Raw genomic sequence first — 20,977 nt, 5'->3', positions numbered from 1 at the left:
GGGCAGAAGGCGGGGTTCACCGTGGACCGTACCCTGACCGTCATGCGAAACCGTCCGATCCCCGGCAGTACCGGGCGAGTACGAGCCATGAGATTGCTCGGAGATCCCGTCCTCCACGCGCCCTGCGAACCCGTCACCGACTTCGGTCCCGCGCTCGGCGCGCTGATCGAGGATCTTTTCGCGACCATGTACGCCGCCCGGGGTGTCGGGCTGGCGGCGAACCAGATCGGCGTCTCCCAGCGGGTGTTCGTGTACGACTGCCCCGATGACGAGGACGTCCGCCACCTCGGACATCTCGTCAACCCCCGGCTCGTCCAGGCGGACGACATCGTGCTGCGCGGACCCGAGGGCTGTCTCTCCCTGCCGGGCATCGAGGCGGGGACGGAGCGGTACGACCATGCCGTGGTGGAGGGCTTCACCCAGGACGGAGCACCGGTCAGGGTGGAGGGCGGTGGGTTCTTCGCCCGCTGTCTCCAGCACGAGTGCGACCATCTGGAGGGCACGCTCTACTCCGACCGGCTCACCGGCTGGCGGCGCTCCAGGACACTGCGGGCGGCGCGCCGGGCGCCCTGGGCGACGGCGACGGGCGGTACGCCCGCCCCGTGAGCCGCACGCGCGCCCCGTACACCTCCACGCCGCCCCTTCGGCAAACCTCGCGCCGTCCCGGCTCAGAAGCCGGGGCCGCCCGCGCGGTCGTCGACCGCGGCCAGCCTGCCCCACAGGAGGTCCGCCAGGCTGTGTACCAACTGGGCCCGCGGGCAGGGGCGTTCGCTGAGCCACCAGTCACCGGCGCCGTGCATCATGCCGACGATGCCATGACCCCAGACCCGGGCGAGCTGTTCGCTGCCGGGGCCGAGGTCGACCCGTTCCTCTATGACCTTGGCCAGTTCCTCGCCGAGCCTGCGCAGCAGCGGCGCCGAGTGGCGGCCGACGTCGAAGCCCTGCTCGGGGAGCGGGGTGTCCTCGGCCGGATGCATCAGGAACCGGTACACCTGGGGCCTCGCCTCGATCGCCGCGAGGTACGTGTCCAGCGTGGCCTCCACCCGCTCGCGCCGCCCGGCGGGCGCGTCCAGCGCGGCCCGCAACGCGTCGAGGAGCGCGTCCGTGTGGCGCTTGGCGAGCGCCCGGTAGAGCCCGCCCTTGTCCCCGAAGTGCCGGTAGAGGATCGGCTTGGTGATGCCGGCCTCCGCGGCGATGGCGTTCATGGAGGCTCCCGGGCCGTCCCTGAGCACCACCCGGTCGGCCGCCTCCAGGAGCTGTCGGCGCCGTTGCCGGGCCGAGCGCTGCTGCTCGGCCTGCTGTGTGCTCTCCATAGGTGTGTCTCCCCGCCCGTGCGATTGCGTGACGCCCCGGCAACGTAACACCCTGTCCGCCGCCGATGCTGATCAGAAGGTGGCCGGTTGACATCCCCTACTTACGAGTAACAGACTGTTGTTACCGCAAGTAACATCTGGAGCGACACCGTGGTCCACGCGGTGCTGGAGGGGAACATGACCGAGTTCACGCTCGATCTCAACGACGACCAGAAGCAGGTCCGCGACTGGCTGCACGGCTTCGCCGCCGATGTCATCCGCCCCGCCGCCGCCGAGTGGGACGAGCGTGAGGAGACCCCCTGGCCGGTCATCCAGGAAGCCGCCAAACTCGGCATCTACTCCCTGGACTTCTACGCCCAGCAGTTCTTCGACCCTACGGGGCTGGGGATCCCGATGGTGATGGAGGAGCTGTTCTGGGGCGACGCGGGCATCGCGCTGTCCATCGTCGGTACGGGCCTGGCGGCCGTCGGCGTCCTCGCCAACGGCACCGAGGAGCAGGTCGGCACCTGGATCCCGCAGATGTACGGGGACCCGGACGACGTGAAGGTCGCCGCCTTCTGCTCCTCGGAACCCGACGCGGGCTCCGACGTCGGCGCCATGCGCACCCGCGCGGTCCACGACGAGGCCAAGGACGAGTGGGTCCTCAACGGCACCAAGACCTGGGCCACCAACGGCGGCATCGCCAACATCCATGTCGTGGTCGCCGTCGTCGACGCCGGACTCGGCACGAAGGGCCATGCCTCCTTCATCGTCCCGCCGGGCACCCCCGGACTCTCCCAGGGCCAGAAGTTCAAGAAGCACGGCATCCGCGCCTCCCACACCGCCGAGGTCGTCCTGGAGGACGTACGGGTCCCCGGCCACTGCCTGCTCGGCGGAAAGGAGAAGCTGGACGAGCGCCTCGCACGGGCCCATGAGCGGGCCAGGGCCGCCGAGAGCGCGGGCGGCGGCAAGGGCGACCGGGACCGCGTGAAGAACGCCGCCATGGCGACCTTCGAGGCGTCCCGCCCGGCCGTCGGCGCGATGGCGGTGGGCACGGCGCGCGCCGCGTACGAGGTCGCCCTCGACTACGCGAAGACCCGCAGCCAGTTCGGCCGCCCGATCATCGACAACCAGGGCATCGCCTTCCAGCTGGCCGACATGCGCACCCGTATCGACGCCTCCCGCCTGCTCGTCTGGCGCGCCTCCTGGATGGCGGCCACGGGGAAGCCCTTCACCTCCGCCGAGGGCTCGATGTCCAAGCTGTACGCGAGCGAGACGGCGAAGCAGGTCACGGCGCAGGCCGTGCAGATACTCGGCGGCAACGGCTTCACCCGGGAGTACCCGGTGGAGCGGATGCACCGGGACGCGGCGATCTACACGATCTTCGAAGGTACGAGCGAGATCCAGCGCCTGGTCATCGCCCGCACCCTGTCGGGCATGCCCATCCGCTAGAACGGCGGCGCCGGGTCCTCGTACAAGGGTCGAGGACCCGGCCGACGGGGTGTCAGGCGGGGAGCTGGGCCTCGATGGCCGCGACGACCTCGGGGGCCTCCGGCTCCGTGCGCGGCCGGATCCGGGCGACGACCTCGCCCTTGGGGGAGATCAGGAACTTCTCGAAGTTCCACTGGACGTCCCCGGCCTCGCCCGCCGTGTCGGCCGTCTTCGTCAGCTCCGTGTAGAGCGCGTGCCGGGTCTCGCCGTTCACGTCCGTCTTCGCGAGCAGCGGGAAGCTGACGCCGTACGTGGCCGAGCAGAACGTCTGGATCTCGTCCGCGCTGCCGGGCTCCTGCCCCATGAACTGGTTGCAGGGCACCCCGAGGACGGTGAAGCCCCGGTCCCCGTAGCTCTGCTGAAGCCGCTCCAGACCGGCGTACTGCGGGGTGAGGCCGCACTTGGACGCCACGTTCACCAGCAGTACGGCCTTGCCCTCGTAGGCGGCCAGGGAGGTCGGCTCGCCGGTCAGGGTGGTCAGGGGGATGTCGTACAGCGTCATCGGGATCTCCTCGTTCGACGGCGGTCTGCCCTCATTGTGGACCCGTGGCCGCGGCGACCGGCGGCCGGGCTGGTAGAGGTGGTCCGTGGACGAAACACCGCTCGACCCCCCGCCGCCCGCCGACGACGGCCGGCTCCCCGGCTCCGCGCCGGACGTGACCGGCCCCCGGCCCGTACGGTGCCGTATGTGCGGCAGACCGCTCACCGGCACGGCCTCGCGCCGCACCGGCCTCGGCCCCGCCTGTGACGCCAAACTCCACCCGCCCGCGCCGGACATCAGGACCCGGCGCCGCGAGGCCGAACAGGACCCGCTGCCCGGAGTCTGAGCGCGGGCGCTCCGGCGACGCGGGCCCCGACAGGGATCAGGCGCGGGCCACCCGGTGGCAGGAGGGGGAACCGGGTGCGGGTCATCCGACGGCGGGAACCTCGATGATCTTGCCGCTCTCGTCCACGGTGTGGGTCTGCCAGTAGACGTCCCACTTGTCGCCGACGTGCTCCGGCACCTTCCCCTCCGGGTAACGGACGTACCCCTTCGGCGGATCCTCGTCCTCGGGTACGCAGGCGCTGCCGGTGCTGCCCACGGTCATGACCGGGTACTCGCCGCCGCCGCAGGTCGCGTCCTCCATCGAGCAGCCGGTCAGCGCCGCGACCGCCGCGCAGGCCAGGACGAGACCCGCGACCGACCGCGTCGGGCGCCGGCGGCGCACGGACGACGGGGTGCGGAATCGGCTGGTGGTACGCATGGTGGGCTCCCTCGGTGTGGGTCGATGCGGCCATCTTGCGGGAAGGTCCGAAGCCCGGCGTGAGTACCCGTACTCACGTGGCGCGGCAATGTCACTCGGATGCGCGCCACCGGTTCGCTCACCGGGCCGCGGTGGCGGTTCCTGCGCGCCGCCTGAACTTTCGTCAGCGTCGCAAATTCCCGGCACTTCTTGCAGATCACTTACGTTTCCCTGCTCGTGGGCGTTGAACGACGAAGCGGCGGCCCGCACAAGGGGCATGACCGTCAACTCCCCAGGCCTTGCGAGGCATTTGGTTCGGTCGGACTGGTGGACGACCTCGCATTTCTCTGCAACTCTCTCACCGCAAATCGCAAAATACTCCGTTCATCAGTGCAGAAACGCATGCCGCGCAGGCGTGCTGCCAGAGCCGCGCCCTCGCCGCTCCGCGCCGAGGCCGAAGATCGGGGATCCATGAGATCGCTACGCCGGAGATGGCGAGTCCTCGCCGCCACCCTTGCCAGCAGCCTGTTGATGGCCGGCTGGCCGACGCTCACCGCCGCTGCCGCCGACGGCCCCCGGGCCAAGGGCCCCGACATCGCCGCGGGACGGGCCGCGACGGCGAGCGCGACCACGGGCGGGAAGGCCGCCAGGAGCGTCACGGACGGTGACCCGTCGACGTACTGGGAAGGCGGCGGGAAGAAGTTCCCCCAGTGGGTGCAGTCCGATCTGGGCGCCACCCGGCGCGTCGACCAGGTGGTGCTCAGGCTCCCCACCGGATGGGCGGCCAGGAAGCAGACCCTGTCCCTCCAGGGCAGCGCCGACGGCACCAGCTTCTCGACCCTGAAGACCTCGGCCACGTACACCTTCAGCCCCGGGACGGGCAACAAGGTGACGGTCACCTTCCCGGCCACCAGGACACGCTTCGTCCGGGCCCATTTCACCGCCAACACGGTGGGGAAGAAGGCCCAGCTCGCCGAGTTGGAGGTACGCGCGGCAGCCGCGGCCTCCGTCAACCTGGCCCTCGGTAAAACCCTCACCGCGAGCAGCTTCACCGAGGTCTACGGGCCCGGCAACGCGAACGACGGCAACAGGGCGACCTACTGGGAGAGCCGGAACAACGCCTTCCCGCAGTGGATCCAGACCGACCTCGGCTCCTCCGCCCGGATCAACCAGGTGGTGCTGCGGCTGCCCGACGGCTGGGGCGCCAGGGACCAGACCCTGAAGCTCCAGGGCTCCACGAACAACACCGCCTTCACCGATCTGACGGCGTCCAAGGCGTACACGTTCAACGCGGCGGGCAGCCAGTCGGTGACGATCCCCCTCGACGTCACGACCACGCGCTACCTCCGGGTGCTGATCACCGCCAACTCCGCCCAACCCGGCGGCCAGCTATCCGAGTTGGAGATCTACGGACCCGAGACCGGGGACACCGAGGCGCCCACCGCGCCGGCCGGGCTGTCGTACACCGAGCCCGCCACCGGCCGGATCGTGCTGGCCTGGAAGGCGTCCACCGACAACACCGGTGTGACGGGGTACGACATCTACGCCGACAACGAGCTGCGCAGCAGCGTCGCGGGCACCGTGACCGCCTTCACGGACACCCAGCCCGCCGGGACGACGGTCTCCTACTTCGTACGGGCGAAGGACGCGGCCGGCAACGTGTCGGCCAACAGCAACACCGTCACCCGGCGCGGCGACAGCGGGGACACCGAGGCGCCGACCGCGCCCGCCGGCCTCGCCTTCACCGAGCCGTCGGCCGACGAGATCAAGCTGACCTGGGGCGCCTCGACGGACAACAAGGGCGTGACCGGCTACGACATCTACGCCGACAACGTCCTGCGCAAGAGCGTGGCCGGCGACGTCACCACGTACACGGACACCCAGCCGGCCGGAACGACCGTCTCGTACTTCGTACGGGCGAAGGACGCGGCAGGGAACGTGTCGATCGACAGCAACACGGTCACCCGGAACGGCAGTTCGGGCTCGGCGTCGAACCTCGCGGTGGGCCGGCCGATCTCCGCCTCCTCCGTGGTCCACACCTACGTCGCGGAGAACGCCAACGACAACAGCCTCACCACCTACTGGGAGGGCGCGGGCGGCAGCTACCCCAACACGCTCACCGTGAAGCTGGGCGCCAACGCCGACACCCGGGGCGTGGTCGTCAGGCTCAACCCGGACAGCGCCTGGGGAGCGCGGACGCAGAACATCCAGGTGCTCGGCCGTGAGCAGAGCGCGTCCGGGCTCACCAGCCTGGTGGCGGCCAAGGACTACGCCTTCGCCCCGGCGACCGGCAACGCGGTGACCATCCCGGTGGCCGCCCGCGTCGCCGACGTCCAGCTCAAGTTCACCTCCAACACCGGCTCGGGCGCGGGCCAGGTGGCGGAGTTCCAGGTGCTCGGCGCCCCCGCGCCCAACCCCGACCTCACGGTGACCGCGCTGAGCGCGTCGCCCTCGGCGCCGGTCGAGTCCGACGCGATCACCCTGTCGGCGACCGTGCGCAACGCGGGACGGGCCGCCGCTCCCGCGGGACCGGTGGAATTCCGGCTCGGCGGCACCAAGGTGGCCAGCGCGCAGGCGGGCGCGCTGGCGGCCGGCGCCTCGGCCACGGTCATGGCGAACATCGGTGCGCGGGACGCGGGTTCGTACCAGCTCGGCGCCGTCGTCGACCCGGGCGGTCTGATCGCCGAGGAGAACGAGACCAACAACACCTACACCAGCCCCACCCCGCTCGTGGTGCGTGCGGTCGACAGCTCCGACCTGGTCGCCGCGACGGTCGCGACCTCCCCGGCCTCCCCCTCCGCCGGTGACACCGTCACCTTCTCCGTCGCGGTCAGGAACCAGGGCAACGTGGCCTCGGCCGCCGGGGCGCACGGCATCACGCTCTCCGTGCTCGACGCCAAGGGCGCCACGGTCAAGACCCTGACCGGCGCGTACAACGGCACCATCGCCCCGGGAGCGACCACGCCGCCGGTCGGCCTCGGTACCTGGGCGGCCGTGAACGGCTCGTACACACTCAAGGCGGTCCTCGCCGCCGACGCCAACGAACTGCCCGTGAAGCGCGACAACAACACCAGCACCCAGCCGCTCTTCGTCGGCCGCGGCGCCGACATGCCGTACGACATGTACGAGGCGGAGGACGGCGTCACCGGCGGCGGTGCGCGGGTCGTCGGGCCCAACAGGACGATCGGCGACATCGCGGGCGAGGCGTCGGGCCGTAAGGCGGTCACCCTCGACGCCACCGGCGACTACGTCGAGTTCACCACCAAGGCCAGTACGAACTCGCTGGTCACCCGGTTCTCCATCCCGGACTCCGCGGGCGGCGGCGGCATCGACGCCACCCTCAACATCTACGTGGACGGAACCTTCCTCAAGGCCGTCGACCTCACCTCCAAGTACGCCTGGCTGTACGGGGCGGAGGCCGCCCCCGGCAACTCGCCCACCTCCGGCGCGCCCCGTCACATCTACGACGAGGCCAACGTCCTGCTGGGCAGAACCGTCCCCGAGGGCAGCAGGATCAGGCTCCAGAAGGACGCGGCCAACACCTCGAAGTACGCGATCGACTTCGTCAGCCTGGAGCAGGCCACGCCGATCGCCAACCCGGACCCGGCCACGTACGCGGTGCCGGCCGGACTCGGCCACCAGGACGTGCAGAACGCCCTCGACAAGGTTCGGATGGACACCACGGGGAAGCTGGTGGGCGTCTACCTGCCCGCCGGTGACTACGAGACCTCCAGCAAGTTCCAGGTGTACGGAAAGCCGGTGCGGGTCGTCGGCGCCGGGCCCTGGTTCACCCGCTTCCGCGCCCCCGCGTCGCAGGAGAACACCGACATCGGCTTCCGTGCCGAGGCCGCGGCGAACGGATCGTCCTTCAGCGGCTTCGCGTACTTCGGCAACTACACCTCACGCATCGACGGCCCCGGCAAGGTGTTCGACTTCTCCAATGTCGCCGACATGGTGATCGACAACATCTGGAACGAGCACATGGTGTGCCTCTACTGGGGCGCGAACACGGACCGGATCACCATCAAGAACTCCCGGATCCGCGACATGTTCGCCGACGGCGTCAACATGACCAACGGCTCCACGGACAACCACGTCGTCAACAACGAGGCACGGGCCACCGGTGACGACAGTTTCGCCCTGTTCTCGGCGATCGACGCCGGGGGCGCGGACATGAAGAACAACGTCTACGAGAACCTGACGACGATCCTGACCTGGCGCGCCGCGGGCATCGCCGTCTACGGCGGCTACGACAACACCTTCCGCAACATCCATGTCGCGGACACACTGGTGTACTCGGGCATCACGGTCAGCTCCCTGGACTTCGGGTATCCGATGAACGGCTTCGGAACCGGTCCGACGACGATCGAGAACGTGTCGGTCGTACGGTCCGGAGGCCACTTCTGGAACGGGCAGACCTTCCCCGGAATCTGGCTGTTCTCCGCGTCCAAGGTGTTCCAGGGCATCCGGATCAACGACGTCGACATCGTCGATCCGACCTACAGCGGCATCATGTTCCAGACCAACTACGTGGGCAGCGCGCCGCAGTTCCCGGTCAAGGACACCATCCTCAACGACATCTCGATCACCGGCGCGCGCAAGAGCGGTGACGCCTTCGACGCGAAGTCCGGCTTCGGGGTGTGGGCCAACGAGATGCCGGAGACGGGACAGGGGCCGGCCGTGGGCGAGGTGACCTTCAACCGCCTGAAACTCGACGACAACGCAGTGGACATCAAGAACACGACCTCCACCTTCAAGATCAACATCAACCCGTAGGGCCCGTCACGTCATCGCGGGGACGGGACGGTGCCGGCCGGTACGCCCGGCCGGCACCGTCCCGTACATGGTGGTCGCACCCGCGGGGCAGAGTGAAGCAAGTGGCTTGCAATTCTTGCGATAGTCTTGCGCGCATGACGCGACGACTTGCTCAGGTGGCGAAGAAGGTTGGAGTCAGCGAGGCCACGGTCAGCCGGGTGCTCAACGGCAAGCCCGGTGTCTCGCCGGCCACACGGCAGTCCGTACTGACCGCCCTGGACGTCCTCGGCTACGAGCGCCCCACCCAGCTCCGCGGTGAGCGCGCCCGGCTCGTCGGCCTCGTCCTGCCGGAGCTTCAGAACCCCATCTTCCCGGCGTTCGCGGAGGTGATCGGCGGCGCGCTCGCGCAGCAGGGCCTCACCCCCGTGCTGTGCACCCAGACCAAGGGCGGCGTCTCCGAGGCCGACTACGTGGAACTCCTCCTCCAGCAGCAGGTCTCCGGGGTGGTCTTCGCGGGCGGTCTCTTCGCCCAGGCGGACGCCCCGCACGACCACTACCGGCTGCTCGCCGAGCGCCGTATCCCGGTCGTCCTGATCAACGCGCCGATCGAGAACCTCGACTTCCCCTGCATCTCCTGCGACGACGCCGTCGCGGTCGAGCAGGCGTGGCGCCATCTGTCCTCGCTCGGCCACGAGCGCATCGGGCTGGTGCTCGGCCCCGCCGACCACGTACCGTCCCGGCGCAAGCTCGCGGCGGGGCACGCGGCGTACGCGGCGACGGGCGGCGCCGGTCCGGCCCTCCCTGACGAGCGGGTCGAGCGGACCATGTTCTCCCTGGAGGGCGGCCACGCGGCGGCCACGCGCCTGCTGGACCGGGGCGTCACGGGGATCATCTGCGCGAGCGATCCGCTGGCCCTGGGGGCGGTGCGTGCCGCGCGGCGGCGCGGTCTCACCGTCCCCGGCGAGGTCTCGGTCGTCGGTTTCGACGACTCCGCGTTCATGAACTGCACCGAGCCGCCGCTCACGACGGTCCGTCAGCCCATCGAGGCGATGGGCCGGGCGGCCGTCGAGATGCTCAACACCCAGATCCAGGGCGCCGCCGTGCCCCACGGCGAGCTGCTGTTCGAACCGGAGCTGGTGGTACGGGGCTCCACGGGCCAGGCGCCCCGCGGCTGACCGCACCACCTCGCCCTTCAGGCGGCCGACCCGGCCCCGCACGCCCACGCGTGCGGGGCCGGTGGCGTTCGGGGGTGGTTCCGCCGCCACGCCGCGACGCGGACGTGGTTCCGCCACCACGCCGCGATGCGGACGGACGCCTGTCAACTATTTGCGAAATTGGAGCGACATATTGCGAGCATCCGGTGTTGATGGTTGAGTGAGCGCCGCCACACAGCGAGCTGCTGTGGGCTTCCCGCGCTCCTGCCCAAGAGGGGTCCCGCAGATGAGTAGTTCCGGGTTCCGCCGTACCTTCGTCACCGCCACAGCCACCGCACTCGCCCTCACCGGGCTGGCCGCCTGCGGCTCGGGCGGGGACAGCCCGGCCGACGGCAAGACGCACATCACCGTCAACTGCATGCCGCCCAAGAGCGCCAGGATCGACCGCCAGAACTTCGAGGACGACATCGCGGCGTTCGAGAAGGCCAACCCGGACATCGACGTCGTCGGCCGCGACGCCTTCCCCTGCCAGGACCCCAAGACCTTCGACGCCAAGCTCGCCGGCGGCCAGATGGAAGACGTCTTCTACACGTACTTCACCGACGCCCGACACGTCGTCGACATCAACCAGGCGGCGGACATCACCTCGTACGTGAAGGACATGAAGGGCTACGGCGACATCCAGCAGTCGCTGCGCGACGTCTACACCGCCGACGGCAAGGTGTACGGCGTCCCGCGCACCAACTACTCGATGGGCCTCCTCTACAACAAGAAGCTCTTCCGGCAGGCCGGCCTCGACCCCGACAAGCCCCCGGCCACCTGGGAGGAGGTCCGTACCGCCGCCAAGAAGATCGCGGGCCTCGGCAAGGAGTACGTGGGCTACGCCGACTACAGCGCCCAGAACCAGGGCGGCTGGCACTTCACCGCGGAGATGTACTCACAGGGCGGCGACATCGTCGCCCCGGACGGCAAGAAGGCCGCCGTCGACAGCCCCGAGGGCAAGGCGGTCCTCCAGAACCTCAAGGACATGCGCTGGAGCGACGGCTCCATGGGCACCAAGCAACTCCTCATCCTCAACGACGTCCAGCAGATGATGGGCTCCGGCAAGCTCGGCATGTACCTCTCCGCCCCGGACAACGTGCCGATCCTGGTCAAGGAGAAGGGCGGCAAGTACCAGGACCTCGGGCTCGCCCCGATGCCCGGCGGCAAGGGCACCCTCATCGGCGGCGACGGGTACATGTTCAACAAGAAGGCATCCCCGGACCAGATCAGGGCCGGCCTGAAGTGGCTGGAGTACCAGACCAACACCCCCGGATCCGGACTCAACGACTGGAAGCGCGCCGCCGACCTCAAGGCCCCGGTCGGCCTCCCCGAGCCCCGGCTGTGGAGCGGCGCCACCGACACCCGCGACCAGGAGCTGAAGAAGCGGTACGCCAACGTCCCCGTGGAGAACTACCAGGCGTTCCTCGACGGAAGCCAGGGGCTGACGGCGAAGCTGGAACCGCCGAAGGCCCAGCAGATCTACTCCGTCCTCGACGGCGCGGTCTCCGCCGTCCTCACCAAGAAGGACGCCGACATCGGCCGGCTCCTCAAGGACGCCCAGTCGAAGATCGACGGAATCCTGGCCCGGGGCTGACGTACCCGTGAAGGCTGACGCGCCCATGAAGTCCGCCCGGGCTCCCCGGCGGCCCGCACCGCCCCCCGTACCGGCGCCGGTACGGAGCACACCCGCGCACCACGGAGCCCCCGGCGCCCTGCGCCGCGCCCTCTCGCACCAGCTCCGCGCCTACGCCTTCCTCATCGGCGGCCTGATCTGCTTCGCGCTGTTCTCCTGGTACCCGGCGATCCGCGCGGTGATCATCGCCTTCCAGAAGTACACCCCCGGATCCGCGCCGGAGTGGGTGGGCACCGCCAACTTCACCCAGGTGTTCCACGACCCCGAGTTCGGCGCGGCCTGGCGCAACACACTGACCTTCACCGTGATCGCCCTGCTCGTCGGCTTCGCGGTCCCGTTCCTGATGGCGCTCGTCCTCAACGAGCTGCGCCACGCGAGGTCCTTCTTCCGGGTGGTCGTCTACCTGCCGGTGATGATCCCGCCGGTCGTCAGCGCGCTGCTCTGGAAGTGGTTCTACGATCCGGGCGCCGGACTCGCCAACGAGGCCCTGCGCTTCCTCCACCTCCCCACGTCGAACTGGACCAACGGCGCCGACACCGCGCTCTTCTCCCTGGTGGCCGTCGCGACCTGGGCGAACATGGGCGGCACGGTCCTCATCTATCTCGCCGCGCTCCAGGGCATCCCGGGGGAGCTGTACGAAGCCGCAGAACTGGACGGGGCCACCATCTGGCAGCGGGTGCGCCATGTGACCGTCCCGCAGACCCGTTTCATCATCCTGATGCTGATGCTCCTCCAGATCATCGCCACGATGCAGGTGTTCACCGAGCCCTTCGTGATCACCGGCGGTGGTCCGGAGAACTCGACCGTCACCATCCTCTACCTCATCTACAAGTACGCCTTCCTCTACAACGACTTCGGCGGGGCGTGCGCCCTGAGCGTGCTGCTGCTGATCGTGCTCAGCCTCTTCTCCGCCCTCTACCTGTGGCTCACCCGCACCGACGACTGAGAGGACCCGCTCCACCATGACCCGAGCGGAACACGGCCAGGCCGTACGCACTCTCGTCTCCCCGCTCGCACTCGCGAGCACCCGGGGGAAGGCGCTGTACTGGACCGTCTTCGGCGGTGTCGTCCTCGCCTTCGTGGTCGCCTTCCTCCTCCCCGTGTACTGGATGGTCTCCGGCGCCATGAAGTCCCCGGACGAGCTGGTACGGACGCCACCGACCCTGGTCCCCGGCACCTGGCACATCGGCGCGTACACCGACGCGTGGGAGCTGATGCGGCTCCCCACCCATCTGGGGAACACGGTGGTGCAGGCCACGGGCGCCTGGATCCTCCAGCTCGTCTTCTGCACGGCGGCGGCCTACGCCCTGTCGAAGCTGCGGCCGGCCTTCGGCAAGGTGATCCTGGGCGGCATCCTCGCCACCCTGATGGTGCCGGCCCAGGCGCTGCTCGTACCGAAGTACCTGACGATCGCCGATCTGCCACTGATCCACGTCAGCCTGCTCAACGACCCGCTGGGCATCTGGCTGCCCGCTGTCGCCAACGCCTTCAACCTCTACCTGCTCAAGCGCTTCTTCGACCAGATCCCGCGCGATGTGCTGGAAGCCGCCGAGATCGACGGGGCGGGCCGGCTCCGTACGCTCCGGTCGATCCTGCTGCCCATGTCCCGGCCGGTGCTCGGAGTGGTGTCGATCTTCGCGCTGGTCGCCGTCTGGCAGGACTTCCTCTGGCCGCTGATGGTCTTCTCGGACACCGACAAGCAGCCCATCAGCGTCGCGCTCGTCCAGCTCTCCCAGAACATCCCGCTCTCGGTACTCATCGCGGCCATGGTGATCGCCAGTATCCCGATGGTGCTGATGTTCCTGGTGTTCCAGCGGCACATCATCGCCGGGATCAGCGCCGGCAGCACCAAGGGCTGACCGGTACCAAGGGCTGACCAGTACCCCTCACCCTCCCCGAAAGGAACCACCGCATGGAAGGCAGTCCGCCGGCGCCCGCCGACACCCTCTGGTGGCGCGGCGCCGTCATCTACCAGGTCTACGTACGCAGCTTCGCCGACGGCGACGGCGACGGCACCGGGGACCTCGCGGGTGTCCGGGCCAAGCTGCCGTATCTGGTCGAACTCGGCGTCGACGCGCTCTGGTTCACTCCCTGGTACCTCTCACCGCTCGCCGACGGCGGCTACGACGTGGCGGACTACCGCACCATCGACCCGGCCTTCGGCACCCTCGCCGAGGCCGAGAAACTCATCGCCGAGGCGCGCGAGCTGGGCCTCCGTACGATCATCGACGTCGTGCCCAACCACGTCTCCGACCGGCACATCTGGTTCCGGGCGGCCCTGGCGGCCGGACCGGGCAGCCCCGAACGCGCCCTCTTCCACTTCAGGACCGGGCGCGGCGAGCACGGCGAGATCCCGCCCAACGACTGGGTCTCCGAGTTCGGCGGCCCGGCCTGGACGCGGCTCGACGACGGCGAGTGGTACCTGCACCTCTTCGCCCCCGAGCAGCCCGACCTCAACTGGGCCCACCCGTCGGTGCGCGGGGAGCACGAGGAGGTGCTGCGCTTCTGGTTCGAGCGGGGCGTCTCGGGGGTACGGATCGACTCGGCCGCGCTCCTCGCCAAGGACCCCGCGCTGCCGGACTTCACCGCCGGCCGCGACCCGCACCCGTACGTCGACCTCGACGAACTGCACGCGATCTACCGCTCCTGGCGCACCATCGCCGACGCGTACGACGCGGTCTTCGTCGGCGAGGTGTGGCTGCCCGACACCGAGCGCTTCGTCCGCTACCTCCGTCCGGACGAACTCCACACCGCGTTCAACTTCAGCTTCCTGGCGTGCCCCTGGGACGCCGGCCGGCTGCGGGCCGCCATCGAGGCGACGCTCGCCGAGCACACGCCCGTCGGCGCACCCGCCACCTGGGTGCTCTGCAACCACGATGTGACCCGCACCGTCACCCGGTACGGGCGGAAGGCCACCGGATTCGACTTCGCGGCCAAGGAGTTCGGCACCCCGACCGACCACGGACTCGGCACCCGCAGGGCGCGCGCCGCGGCCCTGCTCTCGCTGGCCCTGCCCGGCTCCGCCTACCTCTATCAGGGCGAGGAACTGGGCCTGCCGGAGGCGGACGTACCGCTGGACCGGATCCAGGATCCGATGCACGCGCGCTCCGGCGGCAAGGATCCGGGGCGCGACGGCTGCCGGGTGCCGCTGCCGTGGACGGCGGACGCGCCGTACGCGGGGTTCGGCCCGGCCGCCGAACCGTGGCTGCCGCAGCCGGAGTTCTGGCCCTTGTACGCGGCCGACCTCCAGGCGGCCGACCCCGGCTCGATGCTCACGCTCTACCGGGAGGCCCTGCGGCTGCGGCGTACCGGACCCGGCTTCGGGGACGGGCCGATGAGCTGGCTGGAGTCGGCGCCGGGGGTGCTGTCCTTCGTACGGGACGGGGGCGCCGGGGCCGCGGACGACGGGGCCGGCGCCGGTTCCGGGACCGCCCTGATCTGCGTGGTCAACTTCTCGGCGGAGCCCGCGCCGTTGCCCCCGTACGCGGAGGTGCTGCTCACCAGCGGCCCACTGGCGGCGGGCCGCCTTCCCCAGGACACGGCAGTGTGGCTGCGCGCCGCCCCGTGAGGGGAGCACACCGCACGTTGCCGCCGGTCGACAGCGCACCGGCGGCAACGGGGAACGGGAGCGGCGCGGGTCAGGCCGCCACCTGGGGCTTCTCCTCCCGCGCCAGCCTGGCCGCCCGGGTCCTGGGGCCGAAGACCGCCAGGGCCACGGCGCCGAAGAGCCAGGTGCCGGCGATGAAGTAGAAGACGCTCTGGTAGCCGGAGCTGTTGTAGAGGGCCGCGATGATCAGCGGCCCGGCCGCGTTCGACAGCCGCCCCAGCCCGTACGAGACACCGGTGCCCAGGGAACGGCTGCGATCGTCGAAGACCTCGGGCGAGTACGCGTACCCCAGCGCGGTGTAACCCCGCTCGAAGAGGTTCACCAGGAAGCCGAACACCACGATCAGGATCGGGTCGAAGGTGAGCCCGTAGAGCAGACCGCAGACCGCGATGACCGTACCGAAGGCGACCAGACACCACTTGCGCTCGAACCGGTCGGTGACCAGGGAGGCCAGGAAGGAACCGAGCGGCGCGCCGACCGTCGTCAGGGCCACGTAGAACACCGACTTCTCGACGCTGAAGCCCTCCTTCGCCAGCAGGGTGGGCGCCCAACTGGAGTAGCCGAAGAAGCCGATGGTCTGGGTCACCCACACCACGGTGAGCAGCAGTGTCGGCGCGAGGTACTTCTTCCGCAGCAGCAGACGCAGGGTCGCCTTGGCGACCGGCTCCTCGTCGACCGGCGGCGCGGGCTCGGGCAGGGGGCCCTTCTCCGCGGTGGCCCCGGCCTCCAGCTCGGTCAGGATCGCGTCGGCCTCGGCGTGCCGGCCCCGGCTCTCCAGCCAGCGCGGGGACTCCTTGAGGCCGCGTGCGAAGAAGACGAAGAGCAGGCCGACCGCACCCCACAGGTAGACCAGCCGCCACGACCAGTCGCTGAGCGGCACCACCACACTGGCGATCAGGTTGGTGACGGGCGTGCCGCAGATGCCGATGACGATCGCGTACGCCTGGTACTTGCCGCGGACGGCGGCCGGATAGATCTCGTTGACGTAGATGACCGCCACCACGGTCATCGCGGACAGCCCGGCCGAGGTCAGCACCCGGAACACACCGAGGGAGACGATGTCCCAGGAGAAGACCGAGATGAACGAGAACACCCCGAAGAACACCGTGGTCATGGTGAGCGCCTTCTTGCGGCCCCACCGGTCGGCGATGCCGCTGGCGATGACGGAACCGAAGAACATGCCGACGAACGACAGCGAGGTGACGTAGGCCACCTGGTTCACGGTGACGCCCCACAGATTGATCAGCTTGGGCGCCGTGGTCGCGAAGCTGTTGATGTCCGCGAACTCGAAGAAGTAGGCGAAGGACACCACGAGCAGGGTGGTCCTGTGGAACCGGAAGACCGGCAATCGGTTCAGCCGGTTCAGCGCGTTGGAGTGGGACATGGGGGCCTCTGTCGGAGTGAGGAGAGGAAGAAGGAGTGGGGTGGACGGGGCGGACGGGGCCGGCCGGCAGCGGTGACAAGGTGGGGGGTGCGGTGCGGGGGTGGCCGTCAGCCGGTGGACCCGCCGGGCCAGTAGAGCCGCATCGGGTTGTCGGCCAGCAGCTTCCGCTGCTGCTCGGCGGTGACCGCGACCTGCGGTACGTAGTCGACGAGGAGTCCGTCGTCGGGCATGTGGCCGGTGAGGTTGGGGTGCGGCCAGTCGGTGCCCCACAGCACGTCGTCGGGGAACTCCTCGACGACCCGGCGGGCGAAGGGCACCACATCGGTGTACGCGTGCCGCTCGCCGTCGAGCGCCGGGGGACCGGTGACGCTCAGCCGCTCGGGGCAGCTCACCTTCACCCAGACGTCGTTGCGTTCGACGAAGCGCAGGAAGCGGCTGAACTCCGGTCCGCCGGCGGGCTCCGTGACCTCCGGCCGCCCCAGGTGGTCCACGACCAGGGGCGTGGGCAGCGAGCCGAAGAAACCCTCCAGCTCCGGCAGATCGGCGCTCTCGAAGTAGAGGACGACATGCCAGCCCAGCGGCGCGATCCGCCGTGCCACGGCGGCCAGTTCGTCCTGGGGCGCGGTGTTGACCAGCCGCTTCAGGAAGTTGAACCGTACGCCCCGTACCCCCGCCTCGTGGAGGCGGCGCACCTCGGCGTCGTCGATGTCCGGACGTACGGTGGCGATGCCCCGGGCCCGGCCGCCGGACGCCTGGACGGCGTCGACCATGGCGCTGTTGTCCGCGCCGTGGCAGGTGGCCTGCACGACGACGTTGCGGCTGACGCCGAGCCGGTCGCGCAGCGCGAAGAGCTGGTCCTTTCCGCCGTCGCAGGGCGTGTACTTCCGTTCGGCGGCGAACGGGAACCGGTCCTGGGGGCCGAACACATGGCAGTGGGTGTCGACGGTTCCCGGCGGGAGTGTGAAGGCGGGCCTGGACGGGTTCGGGTACCAGTCCAGCCAGCCGGGGGACTTGGGGGCGCGGGTGCTCATCGGAACTCCGGTCGTACGGGTGCGGGCGTGGATGCGGGCGGACGGAGAGGGGCCTGGGCTCTGTCTGACGAATAGCGCCGTCCGCCCGTAGGGCGGGGCGCTGGGCGTCCGGTGCGCTGCACTCGCTCCGTCTCGGCGCACTGAATTGCCCTTCGGATGCCGAGCGCGATCGCAAGGAGGAGGATCGGCGCTCTCGACGGCCCGGACGTACGTGGCCGACTCCGACAACGCGGCGAGCGTGCGTGCCAGGCGTCGCGTGGCAGGCGGGATTTGTCAGACAGAGCCTGGGCCGGGAGCCTCAGTCGAGGTAGCGGAGACCGGCTTCCCGGAGCGGCTCACGCATCGCGTACATGTCGAGACCGAGTTCCCCGGCCGCGAACCGCTGCCGCTTCCCCTCCTCGTTGGCCTCGCGGACCCGGGACGCCTCGGCGACCTCCCCGGCCCGCTCGGCCGGTACGACGACCACGCCGTCGACATCGGCGACCACCACGTCACCGGGCCGGACCAGCGCGTTGCCGCAGACGACCGGCACGTTGACCGAACCCAGGGTCGCCTTGACGGTGCCCTTCGCGTTGATGGCCCGGCTGAAGACGGGGAAGTCCATCTCCCGCAGCGCGTCCACATCGCGGCAGCCGCCGTCGATGACCAGACCGGCGCAGCCCCGGGCGCGGACCGACGTGGCCAGCAGCTCACCGAAGAACCCGTCCTCGGACTCGGTGGTGCACGCCGCGACCAGGACGTCACCCGGTTCGAGCTGCTCGGCCGCCACATGCAGCATCCAGTTGTCGCCGGGCTGGAGCAGGACGGTGACGGCCGTCCCGCGGAAGGCGGCGCCGGGGTAGACGGGCCTGAGGTACGGGCGCATCAGGCCGGTGCGGCCCATGGCCTCGTGGAGGGTGCTGACACCGAACGGCGCGAGCGCGTCGACATCCGCGCGCGGGGCCCTGGTGATGTTCCGGTGGACGACTCCGAGTGTGTTCACGATGTGCTGTTCCTTCCGCTCGGGTCAGCGTCCCTGCCGCTTCAGCAGGGCGTCGAGGCGTGGGTAGACGGTGCGCGCGTTGTGTTCGCAGAGGTCGGCCAGTGTCTCCGGGGGCAGCCCGGCGGCCTCCACATAGCGGCGGGTGTCGTCGAAGTGGTGGCCGGTCTCCGGGTCGACGCCGCGGACGGCGCCGATCATCTCCGAGGCGAAGAGGATGTTACGGGCGGGGACGACGTCGAGGAGCAGGTCGATGCCGGGCTGGTGGTAGACACAGGTGTCGAAGAAGACGTTGCCCAGCACATGCTCGTCGAGCGGCGGTTTGCCGAGCGCCGCCGCCAGCCCGCGGAAGCGTCCCCAGTGGTACGGGACGGCTCCGCCGCCGTGCGGAACGATGAGCCGCAGGCCGGGGAAGTCGGTGAAGAGATCGCCCTGGACGAGCTGCATGAACGCCGTGGTGTCGGCGTTGAGGTAGTGGGCGCCGGTGGTGTGGAACGCCTGGTTGACACTCGTACTCACGTGGACCATGGCGGGGATGTCGTACTCGGCCATCTTCTCGTAGACCGGGTACCACGAGCGGTCCGTCAGCGGGGGCGCCGTCCAGTGGCCGCCGGACGGGTCGGGGTTGAGGTTCAGGGCGACCGCCCCGTACTCCTCGACGGAGCGGACCAGCTCCGGGACGCAGGTGGCCGGGTCGGTACCGGGGGACTGGGGGAGCATCGCCGCGGGCGCGAAACGGTCCGGGTACAGCGCGCAGATCCGGGCGATCAGCTCGTTGCAGAGGGCCGCCCACCGGGCGGAGGCGCGGAAGTCACCGATGTGGTGGGCCATGAAGGACGCCCGCGGGGAGAAGACCGTCAGATCGATGCCGCGCTCGTCCATCAGCCGCAACTGATTGTCCTCGACGCTCCGGCGCAGCTCGTCGTCGCTGATCCGCAGATCGGCCGGGTCGGGGTCGAGCGCGGGATCGGTGAGTCCGGCGATCTGCCGGTTGCGCCACTCCTCCAGCGCCGGGGGCGCGGTGGTGTAGTGGCCGTGGCAGTCGATGATCATCGCTGCTCCTCCTGGGGCTGGTTCGGGTCGTTCGGGTCGTTCGGGTCGTTCGGGTGGATCAGGCGTGGTCGGGGTGGAGGGCACGGCGGGGGACCAGGACGTCGCCGGCCATGATCAGCCGCGCGGTGCGCACCAGGGCCGAGGTGGTCACGCGTCGCGGGGCGTCCGCGCTCAGGCCGAGTCGTACGGTGAACTCGCCGGCCGGATGTTCCACCGAGACGCTGACGTCGGTGCCGGGCGGGACGTCGGCCAGTCCGGCCGCGACCGATCCGTCGAGCACACAGGCGGTGGCCGCGGTGACGGCGGCGAGCACCCCGATCGACCCGTGGCAGACGTGCGGGATGAAGCTGCGGGTGGTGATCGTGCCGCCGCGCGCGGGCGGGGAGACCAGCGTCATCTTGGGGTAGTTCTTCGCGGTCACGTCCCCGAGCCCCATGAGCTCGCCGCAGACCAGCCGCAGCGCTTCCAGGCGCTCCTTGAGTTCGGTGTCGGCGTTCAGGGCCTCGGCGGACTCGTGGCCGGTGCGTCCCAGGTCCGCCGCGTCGACGATCACGAGGGGCTGCCCGTTGTCGACACAGGTGACGTCGACGGGGCCGACACCTGCGGCCTCCACCCGGTCTCGGACGTTCCCGGTGGGCAGCAGGCCGGAGCAGATGGAGCCCGCCGTGTCGAGAAAGCCGATGGTGACGGTCGCGGCGGTGCCCGGCACGCCGTCGATGGCGGTGTCGCCCGCGTACGCGACGTACCGGCCGGCCGGTATGCGGTCCCCGGGCGACGCGGCCGGCGGCGTACGGATGGAGATCTCGGCGACCAGTCCGGTGTTACGGGTGAGGACGCGGGCCGTCGTGGTGTCGCCGTCCGGGACCAGCAGGCCGGACTCGACGGCGAAGGGGACCACGGCCGCGAGCATGTTGCCGCAGTTCGCCGTGGTGTCGACGAGATCGCTGCCTGGCTGCACCTGCGCGAACGTGAAGTCGAGGTCGACGTCCGGCCGGGTGCCGGGGCCGACGACGCCGACCTTGCTCGTCAGGGGGTTCGCCCCGCCCAGCCCGTCGATCTGGCGCGGGTCGGGTGATCCCATGGCCGCCAGGAGTACGGCGTCCCGGGCGGCGCGGTCCGCGGGCAGGTCGGCGGAGCGGAAGAACGGTCCGCGTGAGGTGCCGCCGCGCATGAACCAGCAGGGGACGGCCACCTGGTCGCCGGGTGTCCGGGGGCCGGGCTCGGGGGCGGCTTCGGCCGCCGTGGGCTGCGTCATCGCATTCCCTCCGTACGATTTCGCTCGCCAACTTAACCGTCGACCAGATTGTTGACAATATGCTTGACGAAAAAGTTT

General features: G+C 70.1%; 17 protein-coding genes. 9 read left to right on the top strand and 8 right to left on the bottom strand.

The window, feature by feature from the left end; translation table 11 throughout:
• Positions 1-42: 42 nt before the first annotated feature.
• Positions 43-606 (top strand): peptide deformylase, encoded by a 564-nt coding sequence (gene def / locus ACFXPL_RS03930; protein WP_384912017.1) that lies wholly within the window; start codon positions 43-45, stop codon positions 604-606.
• Positions 607-668: 62 nt separating this feature from the next.
• On the opposite strand, the gene ACFXPL_RS03925 is transcribed toward def, so the two are convergent.
• Positions 669-1,313, bottom strand: coding sequence for a TetR family transcriptional regulator (locus tag ACFXPL_RS03925; RefSeq protein WP_384912013.1), 645 nt, complete (start codon positions 1,311-1,313; stop codon positions 669-671).
• Positions 1,314-1,490: 177 nt separating this feature from the next.
• Between ACFXPL_RS03925 and ACFXPL_RS03920 the strand changes: the two genes are divergently transcribed.
• A complete protein-coding gene (locus ACFXPL_RS03920; RefSeq protein WP_384912010.1) occupies positions 1,491-2,744 on the top strand; it encodes an acyl-CoA dehydrogenase family protein in 1,254 nt (417 codons plus the stop codon).
• Positions 2,745-2,796: 52 nt separating this feature from the next.
• On the opposite strand, the gene ACFXPL_RS03915 is transcribed toward ACFXPL_RS03920, so the two are convergent.
• Positions 2,797-3,285 (bottom strand): glutathione peroxidase, encoded by a 489-nt coding sequence (locus ACFXPL_RS03915; RefSeq protein ID WP_384912007.1) that lies wholly within the window; start codon positions 3,283-3,285, stop codon positions 2,797-2,799.
• Between the two features lie 154 nt (positions 3,286-3,439).
• Between ACFXPL_RS03915 and ACFXPL_RS03910 the strand changes: the two genes are divergently transcribed.
• Complete coding sequence (locus ACFXPL_RS03910; RefSeq protein WP_384912416.1) at positions 3,440-3,610, top strand: DUF6011 domain-containing protein; 171 nt, start codon at positions 3,440-3,442, stop codon at positions 3,608-3,610.
• Positions 3,611-3,691: 81 nt separating this feature from the next.
• Here the strand turns inward: ACFXPL_RS03910 and ACFXPL_RS03905 are convergent, their stop codons facing one another.
• Entirely contained in the window at positions 3,692-4,027 is a 336-nt protein-coding gene (locus ACFXPL_RS03905) for an SCO0607 family lipoprotein (protein WP_384912004.1), read from the bottom strand.
• Between the two features lie 450 nt (positions 4,028-4,477).
• On the opposite strand from ACFXPL_RS03905, the gene ACFXPL_RS03900 reads away from it, so the two are divergent.
• The 6 genes from ACFXPL_RS03900 (at position 4,478) to ACFXPL_RS03875 (ending at position 15,158) form a co-directional block, all read left to right on the top strand.
• Positions 4,478-8,782: a discoidin domain-containing protein gene (locus tag ACFXPL_RS03900; RefSeq protein WP_384911999.1), complete on the top strand. Its 4,305-nt coding sequence runs from the start codon at positions 4,478-4,480 to the stop codon at positions 8,780-8,782.
• A gap of 134 nt (positions 8,783-8,916) precedes the next feature.
• Positions 8,917-9,936 carry a LacI family DNA-binding transcriptional regulator gene (locus tag ACFXPL_RS03895; RefSeq protein WP_384911996.1) on the top strand — a complete coding sequence of 340 codons (1,020 nt, stop codon included), beginning with the start codon at positions 8,917-8,919 and terminating at the stop codon, positions 9,934-9,936.
• A gap of 265 nt (positions 9,937-10,201) precedes the next feature.
• The gene (locus ACFXPL_RS03890; protein WP_384911993.1) at positions 10,202-11,551 is read left to right on the top strand and encodes an extracellular solute-binding protein; all 1,350 of its coding nucleotides are present in this window, start codon (positions 10,202-10,204) and stop codon (positions 11,549-11,551) included.
• Between the two features lie 25 nt (positions 11,552-11,576).
• On the top strand, positions 11,577-12,536 hold the full coding sequence (locus tag ACFXPL_RS03885) for a carbohydrate ABC transporter permease (RefSeq protein ID WP_384911989.1): 960 nt from the start codon (positions 11,577-11,579) through the stop codon (positions 12,534-12,536).
• Between the two features lie 16 nt (positions 12,537-12,552).
• Positions 12,553-13,449, top strand: a complete 897-nt coding sequence (locus ACFXPL_RS03880; RefSeq protein ID WP_384911985.1) for a carbohydrate ABC transporter permease — start codon at positions 12,553-12,555, stop codon at positions 13,447-13,449.
• 53 nt (positions 13,450-13,502) lie between these two features.
• Positions 13,503-15,158 (top strand): glycoside hydrolase family 13 protein, encoded by a 1,656-nt coding sequence (locus ACFXPL_RS03875; RefSeq protein ID WP_384911981.1) that lies wholly within the window; start codon positions 13,503-13,505, stop codon positions 15,156-15,158.
• A gap of 70 nt (positions 15,159-15,228) precedes the next feature.
• Here ACFXPL_RS03875 and ACFXPL_RS03870 read toward each other — a convergent pair whose 3' ends face one another.
• From ACFXPL_RS03870 to ACFXPL_RS03850, 5 genes are all read right to left on the bottom strand, one after another.
• Positions 15,229-16,581, bottom strand: a complete 1,353-nt coding sequence (locus ACFXPL_RS03870) for an MFS transporter (RefSeq protein WP_384911979.1) — start codon at positions 16,579-16,581, stop codon at positions 15,229-15,231.
• 107 nt (positions 16,582-16,688) lie between these two features.
• Positions 16,689-17,612, bottom strand: coding sequence for an amidohydrolase family protein (locus ACFXPL_RS03865; protein WP_384911976.1), 924 nt, complete (start codon positions 17,610-17,612; stop codon positions 16,689-16,691).
• 298 nt (positions 17,613-17,910) lie between these two features.
• Positions 17,911-18,594, bottom strand: coding sequence for a 4-carboxy-4-hydroxy-2-oxoadipate aldolase/oxaloacetate decarboxylase (ligK, locus tag ACFXPL_RS03860; RefSeq protein WP_384911974.1), 684 nt, complete (start codon positions 18,592-18,594; stop codon positions 17,911-17,913).
• Between the two features lie 24 nt (positions 18,595-18,618).
• Positions 18,619-19,644, bottom strand: a complete 1,026-nt coding sequence (locus tag ACFXPL_RS03855; RefSeq protein WP_384911971.1) for an amidohydrolase family protein — start codon at positions 19,642-19,644, stop codon at positions 18,619-18,621.
• A 58-nt stretch (positions 19,645-19,702) separates the two neighbouring features.
• Positions 19,703-20,899 carry a 4-oxalomesaconate tautomerase gene (locus tag ACFXPL_RS03850; protein ID WP_384911968.1) on the bottom strand — a complete coding sequence of 399 codons (1,197 nt, stop codon included), beginning with the start codon at positions 20,897-20,899 and terminating at the stop codon, positions 19,703-19,705.
• Positions 20,900-20,977 lie beyond the last annotated feature (78 nt).

Origin of the sequence: Streptomyces sp. NPDC059092 (assembly GCF_042756365.1) — a bacterium.
Taxonomy (GTDB): domain Bacteria; phylum Actinomycetota; class Actinomycetes; order Streptomycetales; family Streptomycetaceae; genus Streptomyces.
Note: the sequence above shows the minus strand (reverse complement) of the source record. Positions and strands in the feature narration are given on the sequence as shown.

Coding starts and splice junctions, on each gene's coding strand:
- ACFXPL_RS03925 (WP_384912013.1), bottom strand. CDS start 1,313: ATGGAGAGCACACAGCAGGCCGAGCAGCAGCGCTCGGCCCGGCAACGG.
- def (WP_384912017.1), top strand. CDS start 43: ATGCGAAACCGTCCGATCCCCGGCAGTACCGGGCGAGTACGAGCCATG.
- ACFXPL_RS03885 (WP_384911989.1), top strand. CDS start 11,577: ATGAAGTCCGCCCGGGCTCCCCGGCGGCCCGCACCGCCCCCCGTACCG.
- ACFXPL_RS03920 (WP_384912010.1), top strand. CDS start 1,491: ATGACCGAGTTCACGCTCGATCTCAACGACGACCAGAAGCAGGTCCGC.
- ACFXPL_RS03850 (WP_384911968.1), bottom strand. CDS start 20,899: ATGACGCAGCCCACGGCGGCCGAAGCCGCCCCCGAGCCCGGCCCCCGG.
- ACFXPL_RS03865 (WP_384911976.1), bottom strand. CDS start 17,612: ATGAGCACCCGCGCCCCCAAGTCCCCCGGCTGGCTGGACTGGTACCCG.
- ACFXPL_RS03895 (WP_384911996.1), top strand. CDS start 8,917: ATGACGCGACGACTTGCTCAGGTGGCGAAGAAGGTTGGAGTCAGCGAG.
- ACFXPL_RS03880 (WP_384911985.1), top strand. CDS start 12,553: ATGACCCGAGCGGAACACGGCCAGGCCGTACGCACTCTCGTCTCCCCG.
- ACFXPL_RS03870 (WP_384911979.1), bottom strand. CDS start 16,581: ATGTCCCACTCCAACGCGCTGAACCGGCTGAACCGATTGCCGGTCTTC.
- ACFXPL_RS03855 (WP_384911971.1), bottom strand. CDS start 19,644: ATGATCATCGACTGCCACGGCCACTACACCACCGCGCCCCCGGCGCTG.
- ACFXPL_RS03875 (WP_384911981.1), top strand. CDS start 13,503: ATGGAAGGCAGTCCGCCGGCGCCCGCCGACACCCTCTGGTGGCGCGGC.
- ACFXPL_RS03890 (WP_384911993.1), top strand. CDS start 10,202: ATGAGTAGTTCCGGGTTCCGCCGTACCTTCGTCACCGCCACAGCCACC.
- ACFXPL_RS03900 (WP_384911999.1), top strand. CDS start 4,478: ATGAGATCGCTACGCCGGAGATGGCGAGTCCTCGCCGCCACCCTTGCC.
- ACFXPL_RS03915 (WP_384912007.1), bottom strand. CDS start 3,285: ATGACGCTGTACGACATCCCCCTGACCACCCTGACCGGCGAGCCGACC.
- ACFXPL_RS03905 (WP_384912004.1), bottom strand. CDS start 4,027: ATGCGTACCACCAGCCGATTCCGCACCCCGTCGTCCGTGCGCCGCCGG.